Consider the following 26,395-nt stretch of genomic DNA (forward strand, 5'->3'; position numbering starts at 1 on the left):
TAGTCAACCTATTTCAGGACTACTCACTAAAATGATCCGGAGACAAATTGGCTTAATCTATTAAATAATCTGCATTGGTAATATCGGCAATAAGTCCGGGGCCTTTCGGTTCCCAGGCTAATATTTCGCGGGTTTTAGTACTGGAAGCTTCGCAGTTCATAGAAGCAAAATGTGTAAACCAGGTAAAGTGTGCTGTTGCCTCATCACCTGTTTTGCTTACTACAGGTATGCCTAAGCCCTTGCCAATGGCTTCGGCAATTTCCCGGAATGGGATACCCGTTTCGGCCACAGCATGCAATGTTTTGAGGGCTGGTTGCTTTTCAATAATCAGCCTGTACAGTATTGCTGCATCGGTACGGTGCACTGCCGGCCATTGATTGTTACCTTCGCCAATGTAGGCAGATTCATTTTTTTCACGATCAATACAAATAATCATTGGCACAAAGCCATGGTCGCCTTCACCATGTACGCTCGGCGGCAGGCGAACCGTATAAACGTTAACGCCCTTAGCGGCTACTGCAGCCGCAGCTTCTTCTGATGCAGCCCTGGCAATCACATCAGAACCTGCCTGTAATACATCATCCTCTGTAGCGGGGCGGCCATAGTTGAGCAGCCCTAGTCCAGAGGTGATAACCAACGGTTTTTTTGTACCAATCAATGCCTCGCCCAGGGCTTCAATAACCAGGCGGTCGGCCTCACAGTTGGCTTTGTACTGAGAAAAATCGTGGTTAAATGCCGTGTGGATAACAGCACCACAAGCGGCGGCACCTTTTTGAATTGCTGCCAGGTCGTTCACATCGCCGCGGTATACTTCGGCACCTGTGGTTTCAAGTTGCCGTGCAGCCTTGTCTGATCGAACCAGGCCAAGTACTTGATGCCCGTTGTCTAAAAGTTGTTTTACAATTGCGGAGCCTACAAAACCCGAGGCCCCTGTTACAAATACACGCATAGGATAGTAATTTTATTTACAACAAAGGTGCGCTGTAACGGCTTTAAAAAAGAGGTCATTTGACATCATTTTCAGGATCGCTGTAATTGAGCGTGCCGAACACGGTTAAGCGTTTTTAAAGAAATGCCCAGGTATGAAGCAATCATCCGCAGTGGTAAACGTGACAATAAGCCGGGAAATGTGCGGACAAAATCCTCATATTTTTCTTCGGGTGTAGCGCTTAGGGCAGTTAGTATACGGTGCCTGCTCTGGTGAACGTTCCTGGCAATTAGCTGGTCTGCAAATATTTTCAACTGCGGCACTTCTGCCAGTAAGGTATTGAAATCGGGTTTATGCCAAAGCAAAAGCTCACTATGTTCTATCGCTCCAATGCCGGCCAGCGATGGCACTTGCCGGTCATAGCTTTCAACATCCAGGGTCCACGAATGCTCGGGCGAGAATTGCAGAATATGTTCATTACCATCTGGCGTAGTATTGTAGGTTCTAAGCAGGCCTTTTAAAACAAAAACCTTGTGCCTGCAAATTTCTCCGGTACGAAACAGGAACTCATTACGACGCAATGTACGGCGGGTGGCAAGACCACTAATTCGATGAATTGCTTCACCTGGCAGGCCATGCATCTGGAGGTAAGCTTCAAATTCGGTAAGCATAAATTAAAAGTACTAACATTTCTGATATTGGTAGTATCTCCGTTAATGATCGAATGAGGCGAAACGATATAATTGCAACATGGCTTATGATAAGTTGTTTTTATCAACCAAATCTTTCGCGGCAATCTGCATCAGCTTTTCCTTCAGGTCTTCTGGTTTAAAAGGTTTAAGCAAACAATCATCAATAAAGGGGTACCTGCCAATCTGCTCAATAGCTGCACTTATAGAAGCCGTAACGGCTATGATGGGGATATTTGCTTTATGAGGTAAAGGAAGCTGGCGAATCTGTTTAGCTGCTTCAAATCCGTCCATTACGGGCATATTGATATCCATCAATATCACATCATAATCCCGATCAATTACAGCATCAACGCCTTGCTGCCCGTCCATCGCCACATCAGGGATAATTTGCCACAATGCCAATATTTTTTTCATAACCAATATGTTAAGTTTTTCATCCTCAACAATTAGTACACGCAAACCGTTTATTGCCGATGTTAACTTTACAGGTTTTGCCAGTAAAGGCACAGCAGATATTTCGTAAGTCAATTCAAACTCAAATTGAGTTCCCTCTCCTTCCACACTTTGAAAACGCATTTCATTACCATGCAGCCTAACCAGATGAAAGGCAATTGTTAAACCTAGGGCGCCATGAAACTGCCTGCTGGTACGGGATAGTGATGCTGTAAAGGGTTCAAATATTTTAGACTTAAGTTCATCGGGAATACCAATTCCAGAATCAGACAATATGAAATTGATGGTGGCCGATTTTGTATCGCGATTGATAACGCTAACTTCCAAACGTACAAAGCCATTGGTTGTAAACTTAACGGCGTTGCCAATTAGGTTGAGCAATATTTGAGTAAGGCGCATAGGGTCGCCTAAAACATTCAGGCCTTTTAACGCCGCAATACCTATACACTCCAATTGTAACTGTTTTTCGCGGGCAGCAGCATTAAAAGTGCTGATTACGTTTGTTACCAGTTCTGCCGGTTGAAATATTTGTTTTTCCAGTATGATCTCTTCGTTATTGATCTTGTTAAAATCCAGGATATCATTAACTGTAGCCATGAGGTTCTCGGCAGAAAACCGCAGTATATTTAAATTTGCTTTTTGGGCTGGCTTAGGGTTTTCCATCAGCAAAATATTGGTCATACCAACTACCGCATTCAAGGGAGTACGCAGTTCGTGCGACATTGTGGTAAGGAAGTTGGTTTTTGCCTCTGCCAGTTTGTTGGCTTCCAGCAATGCTATCTGCAGGCTTTTCTTTAATTTTTTTTCTTTAATGTTCGATTTATTTAGTGCCTTAAAAAAAGAATAATGAATATGTAATAGCAAAATAAAATTGAAGCAGGCAGTTAAAACATAAGCATAGTTATTAGCCACCATGTGCTGCATTGGGATACTATAGTTACCATAGTTTGCTATAATTACATTAACCATTAGCGGCAACATATTGCTTAAAGAATAAATTATACCCCATTTGGCGCCAAGGATATAATAAGAGCCTGCTAAAACTAATACTGTAAATTGCACCGTAACCATATTTACTGCAGGCAAAAACAGGATCACATTTGACCATATGAGCAGTGTTAGGCAAACTAAAAAGAAATGACCGGCTATTTGCCATCTTAACCCCGAAAACAAAAGGAATAAAGCAACAGTAAATAACACTACATAAATGGAGGAGCGAATAAGCAGAAAATTATGCTCCTGAAATATGTAGAGAATTGTCAGCGTGATAAAAAGCCCCAAAAAGGCCAATATACACACCAGCAGTAATTTGATTCGGGTTTTTATAATAAAATCATCCTGTAGGCTTAACAGGTAGCGGTAACGCCCGAAAACATAGATAGGTATCGGCATAAACGGCAGTATTTTTACGGTAAGTTACATATAATAAGTAACTGGCAATAAAAAACCTATATGGTTACAGCCAAATGCGTAGCAAAGTTGTTTAACTAATTAAACTGTTTTGCATTATTTTTCAATAAACAGCTGTTTAAGCGCAAATTAGCCAGTATAAGCATGTGCTTTTAACTGGCAATCATGTTTGTAACATATATACTGCTAAAGTATGCCAGAAATAAAGGCAGGCTATTGAAATTAAAATCTTGGAATCTCTGGCCCGGAATAAGGATTTTCTATAGCGGCGGCAATCCTTTTTAAGTGATATCTTGAATGTACATCTTTCGGGTCGGCAAGCATTACCTCCAGGCTCCTGTCTACCGACTTTCTTACATTAAGCTGGGTACTGGCCCTATCCAGGCGTAACGTTTCCGGTAATTTGGCATATTCAAAATAGGCTATCAACTCTTCATCTGTCATGCAGCAAAATTAACAAACAGCCAGTCTATTTAAGTAAGCAGCAAAGAAATATTATCAGATAGGAAGAAATTGTTTCGTTTGTAACTAATCATCATAATAAGCCTACGTATTTTTTAGTAATTTTAAACGGAGAACAAGTTGCGGGTTATGCCTTTTGATATTAAACACGAACAGCTATTTAAGGAAATTGATTACCCCTTAAGGTACCGGCCCGAAAATTTGGTTAAAAGTACCGGCGTACTATTTGGCATACTATTTATTTTTCTGATGCTTTTTAAACCCTTTGGGGTATATGCGCCTGAGCAGAAAATTAATTATTTTATAATCTGCTTCCTTCACGCCCTGTCGCCGGCGTTAATTTTATGCATTTATTTCAGCACGCTTAACCACTTCAGAGTAATAAATTCGAACCTTAAGAAATGGACGCTTTTGCAGGAGTATCTCCATGTGGCTTTACTGTTGCTTTTAATCGGTTTGTCGAGTTTTTTAATGCGCGACTTGATTTACAGCAACCCAGACAACTGGTCATTACGATATTTATGGGAAGAGATCAGGAATTGTTACCTGGCAGGATGCCTGTTCTACTTTTACCTCACATTTGCTGCTTTCTATTTTCGATTTAAAAAAGTTGTGGCTCCTGCTGATTATCTTTTCCCAATATCTTGTGTAACCGAAAATATAGTTGTGTCCGAGATCTCCATTAAAACCCAGGTTAAACAGGATGACTTTAGCTTTATGGCAGACCACCTGCTGTTTGCCAAAGCCGATGGTAACTATGTAGAACTTACCACAAACAGGCATGGCATTATAACAACCGAACTTAAAAGAATTACGCTGAAACAGTTTGAGGCGCAAATTGCTGTTTATCCCTACTTCTTCAGGTGCCATCGCGCCTACCTGGTTAACATGACCCAGATAGAAAAAGTGTCGGGTAATTCGCAGGGATACCTGTTATCTTTTAATGCTGCAGAAAACAAAATACCTGTTTCAAGGGCGCAGTTAAACGGCTTTAATAGCCTTTATGAGCAGCTTCGTGCTGCATAAAATAATTAAGCTTGTTGTTCATCACAAAAGTTAGTTGCCGGTAACAAGCACCTAGCAGGGTATTTATAGATGATGTAGGTTTGAAATGTGATAGCAAAGGCATGTGTAATTATTTTATAATGCCCGGCAGATCTAATCAACTTTAACACATCAAATTCATGTCTTCTCAAACAGCATCTTTATCATCGGCTCCCGGCCATCCACAAAAGCTATTTTACATTGATAACCTTAAAATATTTTTAACGGTATTGGTAATATTGCATCATACCGTTATTACTTATGGTGGTTCTGGTGGTTGGTACTACACACAAAAAACAACTCATATGGGCGCACTTGTACCCATGACAATGTTTGTTAGCCTTAACCAGTCTTTTTTTATGGGCTTTTTCTTTCTCCTGGCAGCTTATTTTACCCAATTATCCTATGACAGAAAAGGTGCCGGCCGGTTTCTGGCAGATCGGTTGTTAAGGCTGGGTATCCCATTACTATTTTATTCCTTTATCTTTTCTCCTTTTATAAACTACCTGATTTACTATTTTGCCAAAGGTCGGCATATTACTTACTTGCAATACCTCAGTGGTTTTGATAGTTGGATAGATTTTGGTGTATTATGGTTTGTGGCGGCTTTGCTGGTATTTACACTTATTTATGCCATGGTGCGAAGCCTTATTAAAAGTAATCCGCAGAAACCATTGCCTGTACCGGGTGCGGGTTATATTTTGTTATTTGCGATATCATTGGGCATAATCAGTTTCCTGGTAAGGATCATATTCCCTGTGGGTTGGGTGCTAAAGCCGCTAGGTTTCCAGTTAGGGCATTTTCCACAATACATAGTGCTATTTATAGTAGGTTTAGTAGCATTTAAAAACAATTGGTTTAATCAATTGCCTTACCGCACCGGGAAGCAACTGGGCTTAACTGCACTATTACTATTGTTATTTTTCCCTGTGTTTTTCCTTGTCAGGGTAAAGCTTAACATGCCGGTTTCATGGTATTCGGGCGGCTTTCACTGGCAGTCTCTGCTTTATGCCGTATGGGAACAATGTATTGGGATTTCCATTCTAACTGCATTGCTTGCCACCGGAAAAAAATCATGGAATAAATCATCCTCATTGCTCAGCAAATTATCACGCGCTACTTTTGCTGTTTATATATTACATCCGCTTGCCATTATTGCCCTGTCGCTTGCGATAAGGAATTGGGCAATTGATCCAGCACAAAAACTTCTGATCGTAGGCCCCTTAGCTGTTTTAAGCAGCTTCTTGTTAGGCACACTTGTTTTGCTGGTGCCTGTAATTAAGAAAATACTTTAGATTTTTCGTGATAATATAGTTGTTAAAGATGGCAGATCGTTTAAAAAAGTATTAAGGCAAATAATAAACAAAAAAGCGTCTATCTTTGGTACCAAAATTTTACAATTATATTTTTCATGGCAAAGGCATCTGAAATTAAAGTAGGCAATATATTACGCTACAACGGCGAACTGGTTATCGTTACAGAGGTTCTACACCGTACCCCTGGTAAAGGCGGCGCGTTTTACTTAGACAAGTTCCGCAACATTAAAACCGGAAGAATTGTGGAAGCCCGTTTAGCAACCGACGAGCAAGTTGAAATTTGCCGTGTAGAAACCAACGACTATCAATACCTGTATGAAGAAGGTGAGTTTATGGTGATTATGGATAACACAACTTACGATCAGTTTAATATTCCTAAATCGTTATTTGGCCCATCGGCTAAATTTTTGAAAGAAGGCATGAACGTGATCGTTTCTTTCGAAAGCGAAGAGCCGATTATGGCGCAGGCACCTAACAGTGTTGAATTAGAAATTACTTATGCCGAGCCTGCTGTTAAAGGCGATACCTCTTCTGGCGCGATGAAATATGCCACAACAGAAAATGGTATAGAAATTAAAGTGCCTTTGTTTGTTAATCAAGGCGATAAAGTAAAAGTAGATACACGTACCGGTGAATACGTAGAACGTGTGAAATAACAATATTTAAGTATGAATTAAGCGGCTTGTAGTAATATGAGCCGCTTTTTTTATTACGTTTAAATTAAAGTTTTGCTATAGATAGGTATTTATAGCTCTTTGTTATTGAGATATTTAAAAAATTCCCGCTGATATAATTTCCCGATGGGTAATTCTGCATTAACCATTTGCACATGGTGAACAGTGTAAGACCGTATATGGAATTTAGCGACAATAAATGACCGGTGTATCCTCAAAAAATCGGGGGCAGGCAGCATGGCTTCGAGCGCAACCATCGAGTATTTGGTAATTACTTGCCCGTTTTCTGTTATAATTTTTACATAGTCTTTTAGGCTTTCAATGTATAGGATCTCTTTTAAAATTACCTTAACCATTTTACGATCAGAGCGGAAATAAAGAAAGGTGCTATTTTCTGTTATCGCAGGTTTTGTTGCTGGAGCTTGCTCATTTGTACTCCCCGAAGCCACAATTGGCAATGCCTTATTTACCGCCTTCATAAAGCGTTCAAACTGTATTGGTTTAAGCAGGTAATCTACAGCATCCAAATCATAGCTTTGCAGGGCGTACTCTGCAAATGCGGTTGTGAAAATTATTTTTGGTGGCTGTGCAAGCGTATGCACCAGCTCCAGTCCGCTCAACTGCGGCATCTGGATATCCAGAAAAATAATATCGACCGGATGCTCATGTAAAAAAGGAATAACCTGCAGGGCATTACCGCACTCGCCTGCCAAATGCAACATGGGCATTTTTGCGATGTAACGCTTTATAACTGCTCTTGCCGGCGGTTCATCATCAACCACCAGGCAATTAAATACCTGCATATGCTTGAGTTTGATAGGTTAGTTGTGCATTTGCTTCGCCGGTTTGCGAAGCAGTTAACGTAATACTTAAGTTAACAATATAAAGCTCATCTTCTTCTATGATAGTTAGTTCGTGCCTGCCCGGATACAATAAAGATAAGCGCCTGCGTACATTGCCTATACCAATACCGCCTGTTTTTTCTACTTGCACATTTGCCTTACCATTAATAAGCTTTAACTGCATTAGATTATGTTTTAAACTAATATGAATATTGATCCACGGCTTATCAAGCATTCCGCTTGTACCGTGCTTAAAGCTATTTTCAATAAATGGTAAAATAAGTAGTGGCGCAATAAGCAAGTCGTGATAGTTGGGCGGGCTTTGTATTGATATTTCCAGTTGATTGCCGTAACGTATTTTTTCCAGTTCTATGTATTCCATCATCATACTCACCTCCTGCTCAAGCGGCACTAGCTGGTTACTGCACGAATACAGCATATAACGTAATAAAGCAGACAAGCGCAGCAGCATATCGGCGGCTAGAGGGGCTATATCCTGTGCATGCGAATAGATATTATTGAGTGTATTAAATAAGAAGTGCGGATGTAGCTGCGCTTTCAATGATTGCAGCTCTGCCACGGCTTTTTGTTGCCCAAGTAGCAATGCCTGTTGTTGTTTCTCGTAAAAATGCTTCATTAGTTTAATAGAGGCTGCCAAACCACCAATGGTAATACTGCCCCTTAAACCCGATAGCAATGCCATATATATCATGATATTATACGGAGTTTTAACGCTGCCCTTAACTATGCCGGCGTATTGTTCAAAATATCGCTCGCGCAGGCTTTCTACCACCACAATAGAAATAAATGCTGACAGCCCCGCTGTGACAACAATGAGTATCACAACCGCAACTATGGCCAGAAAATATTTTGCTGTAATAACCATTTTAGGCACAACCCAATACATCAACGTATAAGCAAAAAAAACATGGGGCAGCAGGTAAAAAAAGCTTTCGCCCAAATTGATCTGTATTCGCGACCAAAAGTTCATTTTGGTAAGCATGGGTGATGGTGCAAATGAGTATAGGAATGTCTGGAACAAATACCAGCAAAGCCAGAAACTAAGATGCCGGAGCAGGCGCCAATTTAACTGACCCGAAAACACAAATGGCAGCGGTTGCATATTTCTAAATTTCATATAAATATACAAACCATAGTAGTATTAAAATTTTGATATGCCATAAAATAGACCAGCGGCTATTTTTAAACACTACAATCACTTAGTCGACGACGAAATGGGTTGATTGCTGATAAACAAGTATATAGCTGCGCAATAGTGTAGTTAGTCTAATTTCTAAAATTAGTTAATATATGGGTTGTAGTTTTGAGTAAATCAATTACAAACAGCTATGAAAACAGCAACTATTATTTTATTAATCTTCGCCTTAATTACGCCGGGTATTAAAGCTCAAACTAAAGAAAAAGACGAAAAAGCAGTTAGGGAAACTATTGCCCGTTTTGGAAACAGCTGGGCCAAAGGTAACTTTAGCGACATGGTAGATTACATGACGCCGGATTGTAACTGGATAAACATTGTAGGTATGCAATGGAAAGGTTTAAAAGAAGTGCAATACGCGCATCAGTTTTATGTAAGCAGTATGTTTAAAGGCATTGTGCCCCAAACATTGGATAGCAGTATCCGCTTTATAACTCCAGATGTGGCCATTGCATACTGGAAATCACATATGCCGGCCTTCTATCCCCCAGATGGTGTTAACAGAGGCGGTAACAAGCATGACGAAGCTGACGACATTGCAACTATTGTACTAGTAAAGAAGAGCAATAAATGGTACATAACATCTGCGCAAAATGTAAGTGTAATTGCGCAGGCAGCCCCCAGTAACCCGGTATTACATATGGATAAGTAAACATAGTTTTTATTTCAAAAATTATGGAAACTGAATTCTTTGCCTGCGTGATATTCTTACTCGTACCGCAATTGCAAAAAGCAGCACATTAAATCAAGTTCACCTGAATTCATTATAAAAATAAAAAACCTTATAACGCGAAAACGGAGGCCAACTTCAGTTAAGATGCTGCCTCCGTTCCCAACCCTATGATTGGCCATAGCCCTTCATAAAGCATCAATAACGCTTTAGTAATTTCACCGGTCTGCTTTTCTGCATTGCCAAAGCAATACTTACTTGTCGAGACCATTGTTTGACTTACAATTTCCGCACTACATTCCATAGAATGCTATGGTTCATTTGCAAATCACAATACCTTTGTTAAATTTTCCCCGGTAATATATTCGTATTCATGAAGTCTTGCTTGCGCAATATTTCACTTAATGAGCCGTCTCTTGCGGTTTGGCTGCACCTTTTAAATGATAGTGATTATCCGTGGTCATTCAGGGTCTTCCCTCGATCTTTAGCTCCTCCGAAGATTCGCCCGATTCAATTTCCGTATCCCAAGGCTGTCAAAGTACGTCGTTTCTGATATTTCTAAGGTACTGAGCTCCAGACTTTTTTGCAAGAAAAATATTATCTTATTTCTTAACAGGTTTATTAACAGAAAAACATAGGTTATTAACATGCTAAAAATGAGTCTATTGTGTCAATAGCACAAATTTCGATGATTTTGTAAGTATAATTAACATTTTACTTATAAACATTTTCAACGCATTAAGCTGCTTATGCCTTGGATATTAAACGCTTAAAAAATTAAATATTCAAATTTTTTCTGTCAAATGTTTCCAATATCGCTTAGGTACATGGCGTAAATGCAGCTTGGTATTTTTGCGTGCGGGTATGTTTACGCTGGTAAAATAATTACGCCACAAGTCCTGGTATACAGCTTCATGGTCATCATACGCCGATATTACGTTACCTGGATTAACGGTAGCGAAATCGAGCGAAATATATTGGGTTTCATGCAGGTCATAATATAATCCATAACTGCGGCGCATGTCATAAATAATCCATTTTTGATCGGCATACCTGTTCCTGAAATGTTTAATAAGTAACGGCAGCACATTAAAGTCAGGCTCAATGGCCGAGTAAAAGGTTTTATCCTTTAATTCCTGAAAACGGACAAAGGCTTCCATCCGGTGTTTTTCGCGCCTTACCATCCGCACAATTTCCGATACCCGCATTACATATTTATTACCGTAATCTTCTTCAATATTTTGCTGGGCATCAAACACATAACGAATGTAGCCAACCAGGTTATCGTCCTCTCCCTCCATCTCGGCCATGTGCGCGGCATATAAACGCTGTAAGCCCTGGGCAGATAGCTTTTGCTTTAGTCCTTTTAATACACGAGTGGCACGGCTGTTTTCGGTTACTACTTTAATCACGTTTTCAAACAGGGCGGTATTGTGCCACTCCCCTTTTTGCATGCGCACATGGGTAAGGCGGTGTTCGTAGATCTCGAAAACGGCCGTTAGTAAACCTTCAAACGTACCGTCGTATATCAGGGTGGTCATATCGCTCAAAACAGGTTTAATTGTATGGTCGAATTTTTAATGTATTTACTTTGTGACCCGGCCAATATATATTGTTTAATAGCGGTACCTGTAAGATCGCGACGCTCATATTGCGGACTATTGCACGTAATGAAATACTTAGCCCGGTTTACGGCGATGCCCAGCTTTTTAAGCTGCTCCCAATTGAGTTTACCGAAAGCCCTTGCCGCTACAATTTTCTGTGCCGACTGCACCCCTATCCCCGGTACCCGTAAAATCATTTGCAGGTCGGCTTTATTAATATCTATGGGGAACGATTGCAGGTTGCGCAAGGCCCAGCTTAATTTAGGGTCGATATCTAGATCCAGCAGCGGATTATCCTGATTTACAATCTCATTTACCTTAAAATGGTAAAAGCGCATCAGCCAGTCGGCCTGGTAAAGCCTGTTTTCGCGCACCATAGGCACGGCGGTGTTTAAGGCCGGTAAGCGGCTATCACTCAATACCGGCACATAGCCCGAATAGTAAACCCGCTTTAATTTAAACCCTTTATAAAACTGATCTGACATTTGCAGAATCTGCTGATCAGTCTCTGGAGTAGCACCAATAATCACCTGCGTACTTTGCCCGGCGGGCGCAAACATGGGCGCTTTTTTAAATAGTTTTTTTTCCTCCGTGCGTAAAATTATCTCATTCTTCAGGAAATTCATCGGGGTAATCATGTCCTGGCGGTTCTTCTCGGGGGCCAGAAGTTTAAGGCCTTCTTCAGTTGGCATTTCGAGGTTAATACTCAGGCGGTCGGCATACATACCGGCTTCGCGCATCAATTCGTCGCTGGCACCGGGGATGCTTTTAAGGTGGATGTACCCGTTAAAGTTATGTTCGAGACGGAGTTTTTTAGCTACCTGCACTAAACGCTCCATAGTATAATCGGCATTTTTAAAAATACCTGAGCTGAGAAATAAGCCTTCGATATAATTGCGGCGGTAGAAATTTATAGTAAGGTCTACCACTTCCTGCACTGTAAAGGAGGCGCGTTTAATATCATTATTTTTACGCGACACGCAGTAGGCACAATCGTAAATACAAACGTTGGTAAACAGGATTTTGAGTAAGGATACACACCGGCCATCTTCGGTATAAGTGTGGCAAATACCATTGCTGGCATTACCAAGGCCTTTATCCTTATTTTGCCGCTTGCTGCCGCTCGATGCACATGATACATCGTATTTAGCTGCGTCGGCCAATATGTTTAATTTTTCGGTAATCCTGTCCACGTTCATACAAAATCAAAAATACTAAAAATATTAGTAATTTAAGATTTTAGTAAATGTTTATTAGCGCTTATAGTTGTGGATGTGAAATTATAACCTACCGTCGTGCCGAACTTGTTTCGGCATCTCACTTGCTAAGTCTACTACCGATTTACATTGCGGTTACCTGTCCTGTAGGATGCAGAAACAAGTTCGGCATGAAGGGCGGGGATAATAAATAAAAAAGGCCTTCCGCATGGAAGGCCCTTTTATTTTGTTTGTCTCGTCCTGAAAAAAGTTGACTAAAATATAGTCAACAAATGGAAAGTCAAAGAATTAAATCAAAACATGTAAGCCCGGGCGGGCGCTACAGTTTATCGTTCAAAAAGAAAGTTGTTCAGGAATATGAACGAGGGTTTTTGAACAAAGATCAGTTACAAGCCAAATATGGTTTAGGCGGCAATTCAGTGATATTGCAATGGTGCCGTAAGTATGGTAAATTGCACCATCCTGAAAAAGGTGCATTAGGCCGGCCGATGAAAGATCCACAAAAACAACGTATCAAAGACCTGGAGAAGCAACTGGAAGAAGCCAAGCTTAAATTAGTGGCTTACGAGAAATTGATTGAGATTGCTGAAAAGGAAGATGGCATAAACATCTTAAAAAAAGACGGCGCCAAACAATCAGTGAGCTTGCCAAAATGTATCCAAGAAAAGTAAGTATGTTTTGCGTATTGTTTGGCCTGAGTAAACAGGCTTACTATAAACAGATTAAGCAACGACAAGAGAAGATTATTTTACGCAAACAGGCCAGAGCATCGGTCTTGCAATTACGCAGAAGTATGCCGCGATTAGGCACACGCAAACTTCACTATTTGCTAAAAGAAAATAATGTCTTGATAGGCAGGGATTATCTATTTGACCTGCTTCGGGACGAAGGGTTGCTTGTTTTAAAACGGAAAAGGTATACTTTAACGACTAACTCAAAACACTGGTTGCGCAAATATCCTAATCTGATCAAAGAGATGCTCATTGTTCGTCCTGAACAGCTTTGGGTAGCCGATATTACCTACCTGGATGCAAAGGATGGCAATCTGTATCTTCATTTAATTACAGATGCCTATTCCAAACGCATTATGGGATATGAACTCTGCAACAACATGGAAGCAGCTTCAACACTTAAAGCCTTACAAATGGCTATTGAGAACCGGCAATATAAAAGTAATGTGTTGATACATCATTCAGACCGCGGTTTACAGTATTGCAGTAAGCTTTATACATCTTGTCTTATTCGAAATGGAATAAGAATATCTATGACAGAAAATGGTGACCCTTATGAAAATGCTATTGCCGAACGAGTAAATGGTATTCTGAAAGATGAGTTCGGCCTGTCAGATCAAATGGAGGATCTTATAGACGCCTCATTGCAAACCGACCAAAGTATAGTTACTTATAATAATCAAAGACCACACCTAAGCTGCAGTATGCTTACACCAAAGCAAATGCACAACCAGCAAGCCATCAAACTAAGGACATACAACAAAAAAGCTCAAACATCTTTAGTGGATGTTTGAGCTTTTTTATCAATGTTTGTGCAATCAAAAAATAGTCAACCTATTTCAGGACTACTCAGTTCTTATGGTAATATTATAAACTCACTTCTTCGTTCACTTCTACCCTATTCGGTCTGCCGTTTTTGAAGGCTTTACGCGGGGTTAAACCCAATAGCTCAAACATGGCCATGTCTGTATCGAAAGATGGGTTTGGTGTGGTTAATAGTTTTTCTCCCGCGAAGATTGAATTAGCGCCTGCCATAAAGCATAGTGCCTGCTCAATAGTACTCATCTCGGTACGGCCTGCAGATAAACGTACTACTGTTTTAGGCATTACGATACGTGCGGTGGCTATCATACGTACCATATCCCAAACAGAAACACGGGGCTGATCTGCCAGTGGCGTACCTGCTACCGGCACCAATGCATTAATGGGCACAGATTCCGGGTGTTTAGGCATGGTTGATAACGTTTTGAGCATCGAAATACGGTCTGCTACTGTTTCGCCTAAACCAATAATACCACCACTGCAAACGCTGATCTTGGCCTTACGCACGTGGTCGAGGGTTTGTAAACGATCATCATAAGTACGGGTAGTGATAATACGTTTATAGTCGTCTTCAGATGTATCTAAGTTGTGATTGTAAGCATACAGGCCAGCATCTGCTAAACGCTGTGCCTGGCCTTCGGTAAGCATACCCAGGGTACAGCAAACTTCCATACCCAGGCCGTTAACGGCGGTAACCATTTCCAATACCTTGTCAAAATCGCGGTTATCGCGTACTTCGCGCCATGCAGCGCCCATACATAAGCGGGATGCGCCACCTGCTTTGGCTTTTTCAGCCGCGGCAATCACTTCTTCTTTGGGTAATATGGCATGTACATTTACACCGGTATTGTAACGTGCTGCCTGCGGGCAATAGGCACAATCTTCGGGACAACCGCCTGTTTTTACCGAAATCAGTGAGCTGATCTGCACTTCTGCATAATCTTTATTTTCACGATGAACGGATGCTGCCTGATAGATCAGGTCCAGTAATGGGGTATGATATATTTCAGCAATCTCTTCTTTAGTCCAGTTATATCTTACTTCAGTCATGTGGGATGTAATTATAAAACTTCAAATTTATAATAAAAGTGCGGATGCAAGCCATAGCGGCAGCAAAAAGCCTATGCAATCTGTAAATGTAGTAATGATAATTGATGATGCCACAGCCGGATCAATCCCTAAGCGCTTTAATAACAAGGGAATGGAAGCGCCGGTTAAACCTGCAACAATAAGGTTGCCTGTCATAGCTAAAAAGAGTACCAGGCCCAGCATCGGATTGGCATCATACCATAAAGCCACTATCAATACAATTATACCATTAACGGCACCGTTAATCATGCCTACCAAAAACTCTTTTAAAACGGTATTATAAGCCTGGGCATCGCTTAAATCACTTAATGAGATACGCCTTACCGTAACGGCCAGTGCCTGTGTGGCTGCATTGCCACCCATACCTGCAATAATAGTCATGTAAGCTGCAATAATTGGCAGCTTTGCTTCCAAACCAGCAAAATGCCTGATTACCGAAGCTGCTAAAAAAGCAGTCCCCAGGTTAATAATAAGCCATGGCAGGCGGCTTTTAACGGCGTCCTGCCAGCTACCGCTTAGTTCTTCATCTTCAGATACACCGGAGATCTTCAAGATGTCCTCGGTGTTTTCTTCCTCCATTACATCAATGATATCATCAATAGTAATGCGGCCCAATAGTTTAAGGTGGTCATTTACCACCGGGATACTGGTTAAATTATATTGCGACATTAGCCGGGCCACTTCTTCCTGGTCAATTTCGGCTTTAACGAAAACGTAATCTGTTTTTAAAAGATCGTGGATCATTACATCGGGCTTTGCCTTAAAAATATCTTTAAGGGAAACAATACCCTGCAAAATATCACGATCATTAACGGCATAAATAGTGTAAAACTCCTCCATCTCTTCCGACTGGCGAATCACCTCTTCGAGTGCGTCTTTTTTGCTGAGGTTTGCATTGAGCTTAATTACGTCGGTGTTCATTAAACCACCTGCCGTATCCTCATCGTAAGTTAAAAGCGCACGGATGTTAGTGGCATCCTCCTGGTCGATGTGATCTAGTACCTGCTGCTGCTCATGCTCTTCCAGTTGCGAGATAATGTCTGTTGCATCATCGTAATCCAGCTCTTCAATAATCTCCGACCGCTTCTCGGGATGCAGGTTAAACAGGATTTGCCCGGGATGATTTTCTTCATCCATTTCGGAGATAACTTCCGAAGCGATATCAGATGGCAGAACGTTAATGATTTTCTCGCGCTCTTCGGGGCTAAGCCGTTCAAACAGAATTGCAATCTCCGAGGCATGATATTCTCCTAAAACACGCTGAAGCTCAGTATCATTGGCATCAAGCGCGTTCTTTATCTTAAGGAGATCTGACTTATTTATTTCAAAAGATTGCATACGTGCTCAAAATAAGCATTATAAGGATCATATTCAATAAAATGGTAATTATTAACTACTGTACAGATAAGTTAATTTAACACCGCTTATTCTACGTAATTTTTGCTCAACCTGGTCAATATGCGTTTTCCTGACGCTGAATTTAAGCACACAGGCTGTGTCGAACTGGGTTTCCAGCACATCCAGATTTTGGTCTTTTACTACCTTCATTACCTCGTTCATTTGCAGGTAATCGAAGTTAAGCTGGTAAATATCGTTAAAGGTTTTTTCTATAATTTTAGCCGTGTTAATGGCTTCTTCCGTCGCTATTTTGTAAGCGCTAATCAGCCCTGGGATACCCAAAAGCGTTCCGCCGAAATAGCGTACCACAACTACCATTATGTTGGTGAGGCGCTTGGAGAGCAGTGTATTGAGAATTGGCCTGCCTGCCGAGCCCGCAGGTTCGCCATCATCATTAAAGCGCTGTGCCGATTGGTCTGAACCCAGCCTTACTGCCCAGCAATGGTGATTAGCAGATGGGTGCAGTGTTTTTAGTTTGGCAATAATGGGTTTTATCTCTACCTCGCTTTTAACAGGGTAAGCAAAACTTAAAAATTTACTGCCGCTTACACGATGGATGCCTTCAACCGGCTCTTCGATAGTTAAGTAAGTGTCGTCAAATAACATTTAGTGGGTTTGCGCGTAAGCAATAATAATAACGGCTGCAATGGCCAGTAAAATACCTGCCCGGTTTAGCCAGCTTGTTTTTTCTTTAAATAAAAATGTACCGGCCAGGGTGCCTATAGCTATTACACCAATATTCATGGCAGAGAATACTACCGAAGGGCTTTTGGCCATGGCCTTATGCGCCAGAATGTAAAACAGGATATTGCCAAAGTTAGCCACGCCCAGCATCCACCCAAAACCTATGTAACGCCATAAAAATTTAGATTTTTTAGTGACAACCCTGTAAACCAGGCCAATGAGCGACAATACAAATGCGATGACGTAAATAGCAAACAGCGAAGTAGTAAATGATACCTCTTTTATTAACGCCAACTGCCTGAACATGACATCAATAACACCAAAGCCGATAAATACAACAATAGGATATATTAATGAAGCCGTTTTGCGTGCATTGTGGCGGCCATCTACCGGTTTAATTAATAACAGTACAACTGCTATTACACCTACAGCAATACCTACAAGCTTATAAGTAGTTAATAATTCATTAAACAAAAAAAATGCAGCCAGCAATGGGATAATTAAGGAAAGCCGCTGAGCGGTATCAGTACGTACAATACCTATATTTCTGACCGATGCAGCTATTACAACAAACAGCGCGGGGAGTAAAAAGCCCAACACAGCATAGCTATAAACCGGCGCAGCAGCCAGCGTGCCCAGCTGTGGTTTTAAAAAAATCCACGTTAACAGAATGGCGATTGAGTAATTCCAGGTAATGGCCTGAAAAACATCTATATTATAGCGCTTAGCCAGTTTAAGCATAATAGAAACTGCTACGCTGCAACAAACGCTTAAAAAAATATATATCATTTACTTACTCAATAGGTTGATGGTATAAAACTGCTAAGGTATCTTCTCCTACGCTACATTCATCGGCTTTAATACCTGTAATTACAGGTGATGGTATGCCTTTATTTAAAACAGCCTTACCTGTAAATATCCGGGCTTCGTCCCAAAGGCCTGCCTCAATAAACGTATTTAGCGTATGCGCCCCGCCTTCTATAATAATAGACTGAATATCTTGCAGGTATAATTGGTACAAAATATAATGTGGTACAAACCGGTCGAAATCTTCAAGTGCAATATACTTAATATTGCCTTCAACGTCTGTTTTAACCTCATTAAATATAAAGGTTTCTACACTTTGGTCGTATATATTTAAATCGTGGCTTAGTTCCAGCCTGCGGTCAATTACTACACGTTTGGGTGCTTTGCCTTCCCAGTAGCGTAAATTCAATTGCGGGTTATCAACCAGGGCTGTGTTTTTACCTATCAGAACTGCATCTTCTTCGGCGCGCCATTGGTGTACCAGGCGGCGAGATTCGGGTCCGGTAATCCAGAACTGGCTGCTATCATCGGGTGCAAAAAAGCCATCTGCTGTTTTTGCCCATTTTAATATTATATATGGCCGCTGCTGTTTTATACGGGTAAAGAAACGTTTATTAAGGTCGCGGCATTCTTTTTCGAGTATACCAACCTCTACGTTAATCCCTGCTTGCTGTAATTTTTCTATCCCTTTGCCATCCACCTGGTCAAACGGATCGCGGCAACCTACAATTACATTCTGGATGCGGTGTTTGATTATCAGATCAGCACATGGTGGTGTTTTGCCATAATGTGCACAAGGTTCGAGAGAAACGTAAATGATCGACTCTTTAAGCAAGTCTTTAGCCTCTGCAAAATTGGTTAAAACCATATTAATTGCATTCACCTCGGCATGCGGCCCACCATATTGCCTGTGGTAACCCTCGCCTATTATCTTGCCCTCATGAACTATTACAGCGCCAACCATCGGGTTCGGACTTACATATCCGGCACCTAATTGCGCTAATTCAATGCAGCGTTGCATGTATTTTTCATGTTCATACATTGCACAAATGTAGCTTTTATGTTTATTTGTTGAATGAAAACTGTACAGGATGCTTTTAATACTTTTAAGCAAACGTTGGCACCTATTTATGACGCGCATGAAGCTGAGGCTATTACTGCTTTGGTATTAAGCGAGTTAACAGGTTATAGCAAAGCCAAACTAAAGGCTTTCCCCGAAACTATGCTGACTGATGAGCAGGCCGATAAATTGACACTCATATTAGATCAGCTTAAAGCTGGCCAACCCGTACAATACATTTTAGGGCATACCGAATTTTATGGGTTAACTTTCGAAGTAAATCCCGATGTGCTAATCCCCCGCCCGGAGACAGAAGAATTGGTTAGCTGGATCATTGAAAGCGTCGAAAACCCCGCTATAAACATTCTGGACATTGGTACCGGGAGCGGCTGTATTGCCATTACGCTGAAGCATGAATTGAAAACAGCTACGGTTTCAGCCATCGATATTTCTACAGGAGCACTGGAAACCGCTAAAAAGAATGCGGCTAACAATCAAGTAGATATTCAGTTTATTCAGGCTGATATACTGGCACACGCTAACATCCGGGTTGACGAAAAGCTGGACATCATTGTTAGCAATCCGCCTTATGTTACCGAAACCGATAAACTCCAGATGCATATCAACGTAACCAACTTTGAGCCCCACACAGCGTTATTTGTTCCGGAGAAAGATCCGTTATTATTCTACAATGCTATTGCCGATTTCGCAATAAAGAGTCTAAAATCTAATGGTTTGTTATTTTTCGAAATCAATGAAAGTTATGGTAAACAAACTATTAATATGTTAAAGGATAAATTATTTATAAACATTGAGTTAAAAAAAGATATGAGTGACAGGGATAGGATGATAAAGTGTGGTTTGGGTGGTTATTAGGTTATTGAGTTACTAAGTCGTAAATGATAAGTATGATTAACGATTACACTTTATAAGATGATTGAAAAAAATAAATTGATAAGATATTTAATTATTGGATTTTTATTCTTTACCACTGCTGGAGTATTTTATATAGTGTCAGAGATAAAGGAAATAAATTATCAATTTAAGGGTACAATAGTAAAGATCAATTACAATGAGAAACGCACTCCTACAGTTTTGGTTAATGGTAAGTTGTATTATCTATCGACAAATTGGAGATTTAATGAGAACATGAGCATAGGCGATTCTTTAGTAAAAGAAAAAAAGTCGATGGCCTACAAACTGATTAAACACAAAACGGGTGAAGTAATATTATCTCAGTAAATAAAAAAAGATTTTTTTATTTACTATAAGCGTCCACGCTTGAAACGGCGAGTTAGCTCCCTCTCCTTCGGAGATGGCTGGAGAAAGGTTTCAACTCCTCGGATGATATTGCGTAATGGTACTCTTTAAATAATCCCTATCCAAATGTGTATAAATTTCGGTAGTGGTAATACTTTCATGGCCCAACATCTCTTGTACAGCGCGTAGGTCTGCCCCACCTTCTACCAAATGCGTGGCAAATGAATGCCTAAAGGTATGCGGACTGATGCTCTTTTTCAAGCCGATAACTTTTGCCAGATCTTTAATCACCATAAAAATATAAACCCGGCTTAGGCGACTGCCTCTACGGTTCAAAAATACCAGGTCTTCTTCTCCCTTTTTTATGGGGATATGTAACCGCACTTCTTCCAACCAAATTTTAAGGGCTTTTGTAGCCGAACCACCTATGGGTACCAGGCGCTCTTTGCTGCCCTTTCCTATGACTTTAATAAATTCGATATCGAGATAGAGGTTAGAGATGCGCAGTTCCGTCAATTCAGATACGCGCAGGCCGCAGCTATACAATACCTCTAAGATGGCTTTATTACGGGCGCCATCTGGTTTGGATAGATCGATGGCGGCAATCAGTTTGTCGATATCAATTATACTGAGCGTATCGGGTAACTTTCGCCGTGTTTTTGGCGACTCTAATAATTCGGATGGGTCTACCTTGATTTCGTCCTCTATCAGTAAGTATTTATAAAAAGCTTTAATACCCGATAAAATTCTGGCCTGCGAAGTTGGGATCATCCCTAATTCACTGATCCAGGTTAAAAATTGGCGTAAATCGGTTAGGGTTACTGTTATTGGTTTAAGTATAACCTGTTGTGCTTCTGAGAATTGCCTTAGCTTATCTATATCCCTGCTGTAGGCTTGTATAGAGTTAGCCGACATTGATTTTTCTAACTTCAGATAACTTTTAAATCCTTTTATTGCCTGTACCCACTCCACCTGATTTTAGTTTTCCCGATTTATAGTTAAGTTTGAATTGATGAAGATACAAATTATTAACGGCCCAAATTTAAATCTGCTTGGCGTAAGGGAAAAATCTATTTACGGCGATAACAGTTTCGAAAGTTATTTAGAACAACTTCGCCAGCAATATGCCGATGTAACCATCGATTATTTTCAAAGCAATAAAGAAGGCGAACTAATTGATAAACTGCACGAAGTAGGCTTTAGCTACGATGGCGTTATTATTAATGCCGGCGCTTATACCCATACTTCTATCGCTATTGCCGATGGTATTGCGGCCATAACTACACCCGTTATTGAGGTACACATTTCCAACGTGCATAAGCGCGAAGCCTTTCGGCACCAGTCTATGCTGGCAGCAAGCTGCATTGGTGTTATTGCCGGTTTTGGCCTTAATTCGTACCGTTTGGCGCTCGAGCATTTTTTAACCCGATAAATTTCTAAAATCCCCCTAAAAACGGAAATGTACATTCTGTGTTAATGAAGCCATGCTGATGCAAAAATATTTGAAATATCTTTTTTTAATCGTGTTAACCGGGTTATTGGTATGCTCCTTTTCTGATGTTGGCTTTGGCCAGCTCCATAAAAAGAAACATACCGTGAGCGATTCGCTGCGTGCCAGTATTTTGCGGCGCGATTCGATGATGCGTACACTTAAAAGCTCTGATACATCATTAAACATGCTGTTGAAAAAGATTGAGAATTACAGCAACTCCTTTAATCAGATCAGTATTACGCTTTCGCATGGGTTTGATACCACCGAGATTACACAGCAGCTACCGGGTTTCAAAAAACGGGTAACGCTTTTTAAAACTATGATAGATAAAGATAAATCTAATACGCTTAGATATCTTTATGCTATACGCGATATTTTAACACGTTCAGAAGATCAGTTGAGCGAGTGGCAGGATCAGCTTGCCGAAACTAACAGTAAGCTGGCGCAAATGCGCAGTGATTTGGGTGAAATTAGTAAAGATTCGACCTTTAATGCCACACCCGCAGATACGGCCCTGCAACGCACAGCCAGCCAGCCTATTAAGGCGATATTATCCAAACACCACAAGCTGGATTCGCTTAATAAGATATCGCTTCTTAAGATTGGTTTGCTGCAAAACCGGGTAGCAGATGTTTACATTAACATACTGGACGAGAAAGACCAGATTAATACTAAGATCCGCAGCTTCAGTGAGCAGGCCATGTCGTCGGCAAACGGCTATATCTGGGCCATGACATCTACACCGGGCAGTACTTTTAAATCTGCGTTTGATGATACCTTTAACATGAATTACAGGTTACTGAAATTTATGATTAGCAGGGAAACCCTCATCCACCTGATTGGTGTTTTTATCTTTGCTTTGTTTTTTATATGGATATACACCAACCGCCATAAAATATTAGATACGCGCACCGAACCTAAAAAAATATTACAGCAGGCTAATTACTTGGGAGATCACCCCATATTATCGTCGGTACTGGTATGCCTTATTATTCAGCCCTATTTTTATGACCACCCCCCTGCTGTATTTTTAGAAGGTATATTTTTAGTTGCTACGGCTGTAACGCTGGTGCTTGTTAAAAAAACGTACCCGCCAACCTTGTATAAGTTTCTTAACCTTACCTTCGGGATCACGGTTGTGTATGCCATTAGCAATCTTTTTGTTGAAACCTCAAATGTAGACCGGGTTGCTGTGCTCCTTTTATCTGCTTTAGGGGCCGTACTTGGTTATCAATTTTTAAATGCCAATAAAGAAGCTGAAAATTATCCCCCTTACTGGCGCACGTTTTTAAAGGTCTACATTTTTTTACAGGCGGTATCATTTCTCTGTAACGTAATGGGTCGCTTTACGCTGGCCAAAATCATTGGTATTACCGGCACCTTTAACCTGTGGCTGGGTCTTGGCTTATACTTGTTTGTGCAAATTTTGATGCAAAGCTTGTTTCTGCAACTGGAGGCCAATAAAAGTGACACCGGATTTAGCTCATATCTCGATTTTAAATTACTGCAGCGCAAGTTCAGAAATGTATTGAATACCGCTGCCGTAATTATGTGGATCATTATGCTGGCGCAGAACCTTAGCGTAGAAGATTTGCTGTATGATGGCATTGGCAATTTCCTTGAAAAATCGCACAGCCTGGGTGGTACTTTGTTCACCTTTGGCAGTATTATTATTTTTGTTGTAGTTATATGGCTGGCATCTGTTACGGCAAGGGTTATTAATTACTTTTATGATTTTGCAAGCCAGCACAAAGAAACACAGCCACAAGCACGTAAAAATAAAACCTCGATGCTGCTCATTAAGATCAGCATATTTGCCGTAGGCTTTTTCATCGCTGTAGCGGCTTCGGGCGTGCCGATGGATAAGATCACCATTATTATCAGTGCGTTTGGCGTGGGTATTGGTTTTGGCTTACAAAACATTGTAAACAACCTGGTATCGGGGTTAATACTCGCGTTTGAAAAACCAGTGCAAATTGGCGACGTAATTGAAGTAGCCGGCAAATCGGGCACGATCAAAGAGATCGGTATCCGCTCTAGTAAAATCGCTACAGGTGATGGCGCTGAGATCATTATCCCCAATGGCGATCTGATTTCCCAGCACGTAATAAACTGGACGCTGAGCAATAATAACCGCAGGGTTGAACTAATTGTAGGTGTGGCCTATGGTTCTGATATTGAGAAGGTAAAAGGGCTGTTAAAAGAGCTGCTTGCTAATCGTAATGATATCATGATCGATCCCTCGCCAGTGGTGCTGCTGCATAATTTGAACGCAAGCTCGGTTGATTTCAGGCTGTTGTTTTGGGCGGCTGATATTGCCATATGGCAGGAATTAAAAAGCCGCATACTGGCAGAAGTGTATAATACATTTGCAGCTGAAGGCATTGAATTGCCGTTTCCGCAACAGGATGTGCATTTGTATTGGGATAAAGACCAAGAATTACCGCTTAAAACTAAAACTAATACTATTGCTACACAGGAATTGTTGGTTGAAAATGCACCTGTTACTATCCCTAAGAAATCGACAACTAAGCGCAAAGCTAAAGACGATGACCCGGCAAAAGATGAAGAGACTAATAAAAATGACGTTGATCCAGATCTGTAAAGTGTTTCTTTTTACGGATAAAAAAGTCGGCTACAATACTTTGTTTGAGCATGCCTTTAAGGTTGGCTTCTCCTTTAATAACAGGCAGGGCCTTCCCTTTTTTGCTTGAAGAAAACAGCTTACGCACAAAGTTTTGATGCGCCCGGCTTATGGCCCAGGCATCTTTGCGTTTGCCCTCATTCATGAAACGGAATATAGCCAGCAGATCCATCCAGAAACGGAGTATAATAATGGGTACTGATTTGTATACCGGCATATTCTTCTTCAACAATAATAGATTATTGCGGAAGTTGAGATAGGTTTTAAACGGGTTCTCTTTATCCAGGGTGCCGCCGCCTACATGGTAAACTTCCGACTCGGCACAGTACATAATTTTGTAGCCCATATTTTTTAACCGCCAGCAAAGGTCAATCTCTTCCATGTGCGCAAAAAACTGTTCATCAAACCCACCAGATACGTCCCAGTACTTTTTCCGGATAAAAAGCGCAGCTCCTGATGCCCAAAATACTTCGCCAGATTGATTGTACTGGCCCTTATCTTCTTCCACCTCGTAAAATATGCGCCCACGGCAAAAAGGATATCCAAGGTAATCTATAAAACCACCGGCAGCCCCGGCATGTTCAAAATGGTCCTTTTGCGCAAATGATTTAATTTTAGGTGCGGCAGCAGCAATGGTAACATCAGTTTCCATCAGTGCAATTACAGGTTCTATCCAGTCCTGGCTAACTTCGATATCAGAATTGAGCAGGATGTAGTAATCTGCCTCAACTTTTTCCAAAACGCGGTTATAACCACCCGTAAAGCCATAATTGGCATCATTTTCAATAATGGTAACAGTGGGGAATTGTGCGCGTAAAAAAGCAACAGAACCGTCTGATGATGCATTATCGCCCACCACAATTTTGAGGTTGGGGTACGACGATTGCATTACACCCGGCAAAAACCGGCTTAAATATTTTAAGCCGTTCCAGTTTAATATAACTACAGCTACGCTAGGTTTAATCTCCATTTAAATATTGTCCGGCTTAAATTTCCATCTCCGGTGAGACCATAACCAATACGGCGGCTCTTCTCTGATCACTTTTTCCAGGTATTGTACATGCGCCCTGGTTATTTCATATTCGGCAGCTTGTTTGGGCTCATCAACCAGCGGCACAAAAGTACACCGGTAATAACCCCGTTTTACACGGCGGATATCGGCAAATATAACAACCGAATTAAAAAGCGTCGATATTTTTTCAATTCCTAAAAAAACAGCAGTTGGCTGATTTAAAAACTGTGTAAAAAAATGAGCTTCCTCGCGGATGGGTGTCTGGTCTGATGCAAAAACGGTTAATGATAATTCTTTTCTAAACTCAATCATTTTGCGTAAGGTAGCCTTCATCGGCACCATGGTAACACCAAATTTACTGCGTACTTTAATATACATAGCGTCTGCCGCTTTATCTTGCAGGGGCTTGTAAATAATTGTCCGTCTGTGCTGGGGGCATATAAAACTGGTACGTAATACGGCCCACTCCCAGTTACCATAATGCCCCACAGCGATAATTACATTTCTGTTTTGTTTAAAATAATTGGGGACAAGATCTTCATTTACCAAAAACATGCGCCGCATAATTTCCTTTTCACTGAGGGTAATTGCTTTAATGGTTTCCACAAGCAGATCGGCCAGGTAATGGAAGTATTTTTTTTCGATAGCAGCACGTTCAGCTTCCGTTTTTTCCGGAAAAGAATTCAGCAGATTTACCTGCACAACCTTGCGCCTGTAGCCAACAACGTAATAAATAACAACGTACAAAAAATCGGCTATCAGGTATAATAACCAGAAGGGAAGCAATGATACAAGGTATAAAAAGAAAACAGCTAAACTTGTAAGCCCTTTTTTTATCATTAATTTCGGAAAATTTTAAGCTACAAAC

At 40.9% G+C, this 26,395-nt stretch carries 25 protein-coding genes; 9 read left to right on the plus strand and 16 right to left on the minus strand.

From position 1 onward, the window contains the following. Positions 1-52: 52 nt before the first annotated feature. The 4 genes from RG47T_RS08995 to RG47T_RS09010 all read right to left on the minus strand — a co-directional run bounded on the left by RG47T_RS08995 (position 53) and on the right by RG47T_RS09010 (position 3,927). Positions 53-949: an SDR family oxidoreductase gene (locus tag RG47T_RS08995; RefSeq protein ID WP_074489106.1), complete on the minus strand. Its 897-nt coding sequence runs from the start codon at positions 947-949 to the stop codon at positions 53-55. A gap of 71 nt (positions 950-1,020) precedes the next feature. Beyond that, complete coding sequence (locus RG47T_RS09000) at positions 1,021-1,599, minus strand: Crp/Fnr family transcriptional regulator (RefSeq protein ID WP_074489107.1); 579 nt, start codon at positions 1,597-1,599, stop codon at positions 1,021-1,023. Between the two features lie 84 nt (positions 1,600-1,683). After that, a complete protein-coding gene (locus RG47T_RS09005; RefSeq protein WP_074489108.1) occupies positions 1,684-3,465 on the minus strand; it encodes a response regulator in 1,782 nt (593 codons plus the stop codon). 240 nt (positions 3,466-3,705) lie between these two features. Then, positions 3,706-3,927: a DUF6965 family protein gene (locus tag RG47T_RS09010; RefSeq protein WP_074489109.1), complete on the minus strand. Its 222-nt coding sequence runs from the start codon at positions 3,925-3,927 to the stop codon at positions 3,706-3,708. Positions 3,928-4,074: 147 nt separating this feature from the next. Between RG47T_RS09010 and RG47T_RS09015 the strand changes: the two genes are divergently transcribed. From RG47T_RS09015 to efp, 3 genes are all read left to right on the plus strand, one after another. Next, positions 4,075-4,971 carry a LytTR family DNA-binding domain-containing protein gene (locus tag RG47T_RS09015; protein ID WP_074489110.1) on the plus strand — a complete coding sequence of 299 codons (897 nt, stop codon included), beginning with the start codon at positions 4,075-4,077 and terminating at the stop codon, positions 4,969-4,971. A gap of 158 nt (positions 4,972-5,129) precedes the next feature. Further along, on the plus strand, positions 5,130-6,284 hold the full coding sequence (locus RG47T_RS09020; protein WP_074489111.1) for an acyltransferase family protein: 1,155 nt from the start codon (positions 5,130-5,132) through the stop codon (positions 6,282-6,284). A gap of 116 nt (positions 6,285-6,400) precedes the next feature. After that, a complete protein-coding gene (efp, locus tag RG47T_RS09025) occupies positions 6,401-6,961 on the plus strand; it encodes an elongation factor P (RefSeq protein ID WP_074489112.1) in 561 nt (186 codons plus the stop codon). 89 nt (positions 6,962-7,050) lie between these two features. Here efp and RG47T_RS09030 read toward each other — a convergent pair whose 3' ends face one another. Then, a complete protein-coding gene (locus RG47T_RS09030) occupies positions 7,051-7,782 on the minus strand; it encodes a LytR/AlgR family response regulator transcription factor (protein ID WP_074489113.1) in 732 nt (243 codons plus the stop codon). Then, a complete protein-coding gene (locus RG47T_RS26675; protein WP_245770892.1) occupies positions 7,769-8,959 on the minus strand; it encodes a sensor histidine kinase in 1,191 nt (396 codons plus the stop codon). The genes RG47T_RS09030 and RG47T_RS26675 overlap by 14 nt, the downstream gene beginning before the upstream one ends. A 211-nt stretch (positions 8,960-9,170) precedes the next feature. Between RG47T_RS26675 and RG47T_RS09040 the strand changes: the two genes are divergently transcribed. Then, positions 9,171-9,689, plus strand: coding sequence for an SgcJ/EcaC family oxidoreductase (locus RG47T_RS09040; protein ID WP_074489114.1), 519 nt, complete (start codon positions 9,171-9,173; stop codon positions 9,687-9,689). A gap of 803 nt (positions 9,690-10,492) precedes the next feature. Here RG47T_RS09040 and RG47T_RS09045 read toward each other — a convergent pair. Together RG47T_RS09045 and RG47T_RS09050 are read right to left on the minus strand one after the other, a co-directional pair. Continuing rightward, the gene (locus tag RG47T_RS09045; protein WP_074489115.1) at positions 10,493-11,248 is read right to left on the minus strand and encodes a TIGR03915 family putative DNA repair protein; all 756 of its coding nucleotides are present in this window, start codon (positions 11,246-11,248) and stop codon (positions 10,493-10,495) included. Positions 11,249-11,253: 5 nt separating this feature from the next. Beyond that, positions 11,254-12,510 (minus strand): putative DNA modification/repair radical SAM protein, encoded by a 1,257-nt coding sequence (locus RG47T_RS09050; RefSeq protein ID WP_074489116.1) that lies wholly within the window; start codon positions 12,508-12,510, stop codon positions 11,254-11,256. A gap of 290 nt (positions 12,511-12,800) precedes the next feature. On the opposite strand from RG47T_RS09050, the gene RG47T_RS09060 reads away from it, so the two are divergent. Next, a protein-coding gene (locus RG47T_RS09060; protein ID WP_139302423.1) for an IS3 family transposase occupies positions 12,801-14,053 on the plus strand; the annotation gives its coding sequence in 2 pieces (ribosomal slippage) (positions 12,801-13,155 and positions 13,155-14,053; 1,254 coding nt in all). Positions 14,054-14,126: 73 nt separating this feature from the next. On the opposite strand, the gene bioB is transcribed toward RG47T_RS09060, so the two are convergent. Genes bioB through ribD form a run of 5 tightly spaced genes read right to left on the minus strand, consistent with a single transcriptional unit; the run spans position 14,127 to position 19,101 of the window. Further along, entirely contained in the window at positions 14,127-15,131 is a 1,005-nt protein-coding gene (gene bioB / locus RG47T_RS09065) for a biotin synthase BioB (RefSeq protein ID WP_074489117.1), read from the minus strand. A gap of 27 nt (positions 15,132-15,158) precedes the next feature. Then, positions 15,159-16,508, minus strand: coding sequence for a magnesium transporter (gene mgtE, locus RG47T_RS09070; RefSeq protein ID WP_074489118.1), 1,350 nt, complete (start codon positions 16,506-16,508; stop codon positions 15,159-15,161). A gap of 51 nt (positions 16,509-16,559) precedes the next feature. After that, entirely contained in the window at positions 16,560-17,174 is a 615-nt protein-coding gene (locus RG47T_RS09075) for an IMPACT family protein (protein WP_074489119.1), read from the minus strand. Continuing rightward, entirely contained in the window at positions 17,175-18,041 is an 867-nt protein-coding gene (locus RG47T_RS09080; protein ID WP_074489120.1) for a transporter, read from the minus strand. 4 nt (positions 18,042-18,045) lie between these two features. Beyond that, complete coding sequence (gene ribD, locus RG47T_RS09085; RefSeq protein WP_074489121.1) at positions 18,046-19,101, minus strand: bifunctional diaminohydroxyphosphoribosylaminopyrimidine deaminase/5-amino-6-(5-phosphoribosylamino)uracil reductase RibD; 1,056 nt, start codon at positions 19,099-19,101, stop codon at positions 18,046-18,048. Positions 19,102-19,134: 33 nt separating this feature from the next. Between ribD and prmC the strand changes: the two genes are divergently transcribed. Beyond that, positions 19,135-19,995, plus strand: coding sequence for a peptide chain release factor N(5)-glutamine methyltransferase (gene prmC, locus RG47T_RS09090; protein ID WP_074489122.1), 861 nt, complete (start codon positions 19,135-19,137; stop codon positions 19,993-19,995). A 57-nt stretch (positions 19,996-20,052) separates the two neighbouring features. Beyond that, positions 20,053-20,361, plus strand: a complete 309-nt coding sequence (locus tag RG47T_RS09095; protein WP_074489123.1) for a hypothetical protein — start codon at positions 20,053-20,055, stop codon at positions 20,359-20,361. A 90-nt stretch (positions 20,362-20,451) separates the two neighbouring features. Here the strand turns inward: RG47T_RS09095 and RG47T_RS09100 are convergent, their stop codons facing one another. Further along, positions 20,452-21,294: a site-specific tyrosine recombinase gene (locus RG47T_RS09100; RefSeq protein WP_245770804.1), complete on the minus strand. Its 843-nt coding sequence runs from the start codon at positions 21,292-21,294 to the stop codon at positions 20,452-20,454. A 97-nt stretch (positions 21,295-21,391) separates the two neighbouring features. Between RG47T_RS09100 and aroQ the strand changes: the two genes are divergently transcribed. Together aroQ and RG47T_RS09110 are read left to right on the plus strand one after the other, a co-directional pair. Beyond that, positions 21,392-21,811, plus strand: coding sequence for a type II 3-dehydroquinate dehydratase (aroQ, locus tag RG47T_RS09105; RefSeq protein ID WP_074489125.1), 420 nt, complete (start codon positions 21,392-21,394; stop codon positions 21,809-21,811). Positions 21,812-21,869: 58 nt separating this feature from the next. Then, on the plus strand, positions 21,870-24,476 hold the full coding sequence (locus RG47T_RS09110) for a mechanosensitive ion channel family protein (RefSeq protein ID WP_171972502.1): 2,607 nt from the start codon (positions 21,870-21,872) through the stop codon (positions 24,474-24,476). Here RG47T_RS09110 and RG47T_RS09115 read toward each other — a convergent pair. Both RG47T_RS09115 and RG47T_RS09120 read right to left on the minus strand, forming a co-directional pair. Continuing rightward, entirely contained in the window at positions 24,445-25,485 is a 1,041-nt protein-coding gene (locus RG47T_RS09115) for a glycosyltransferase family 2 protein (protein WP_074489127.1), read from the minus strand. The two genes, RG47T_RS09110 and RG47T_RS09115, sit on opposite strands and share 32 nt — an antisense overlap. Further along, the gene (locus RG47T_RS09120; protein WP_074489128.1) at positions 25,486-26,367 is read right to left on the minus strand and encodes a lysophospholipid acyltransferase family protein; all 882 of its coding nucleotides are present in this window, start codon (positions 26,365-26,367) and stop codon (positions 25,486-25,488) included. Between the last annotated feature and the right edge of the window lie 28 nt (positions 26,368-26,395).

This window comes from Mucilaginibacter polytrichastri, from assembly GCF_001911425.1.
In the GTDB taxonomy this organism is placed as follows: domain Bacteria; phylum Bacteroidota; class Bacteroidia; order Sphingobacteriales; family Sphingobacteriaceae; genus Mucilaginibacter; species Mucilaginibacter polytrichastri.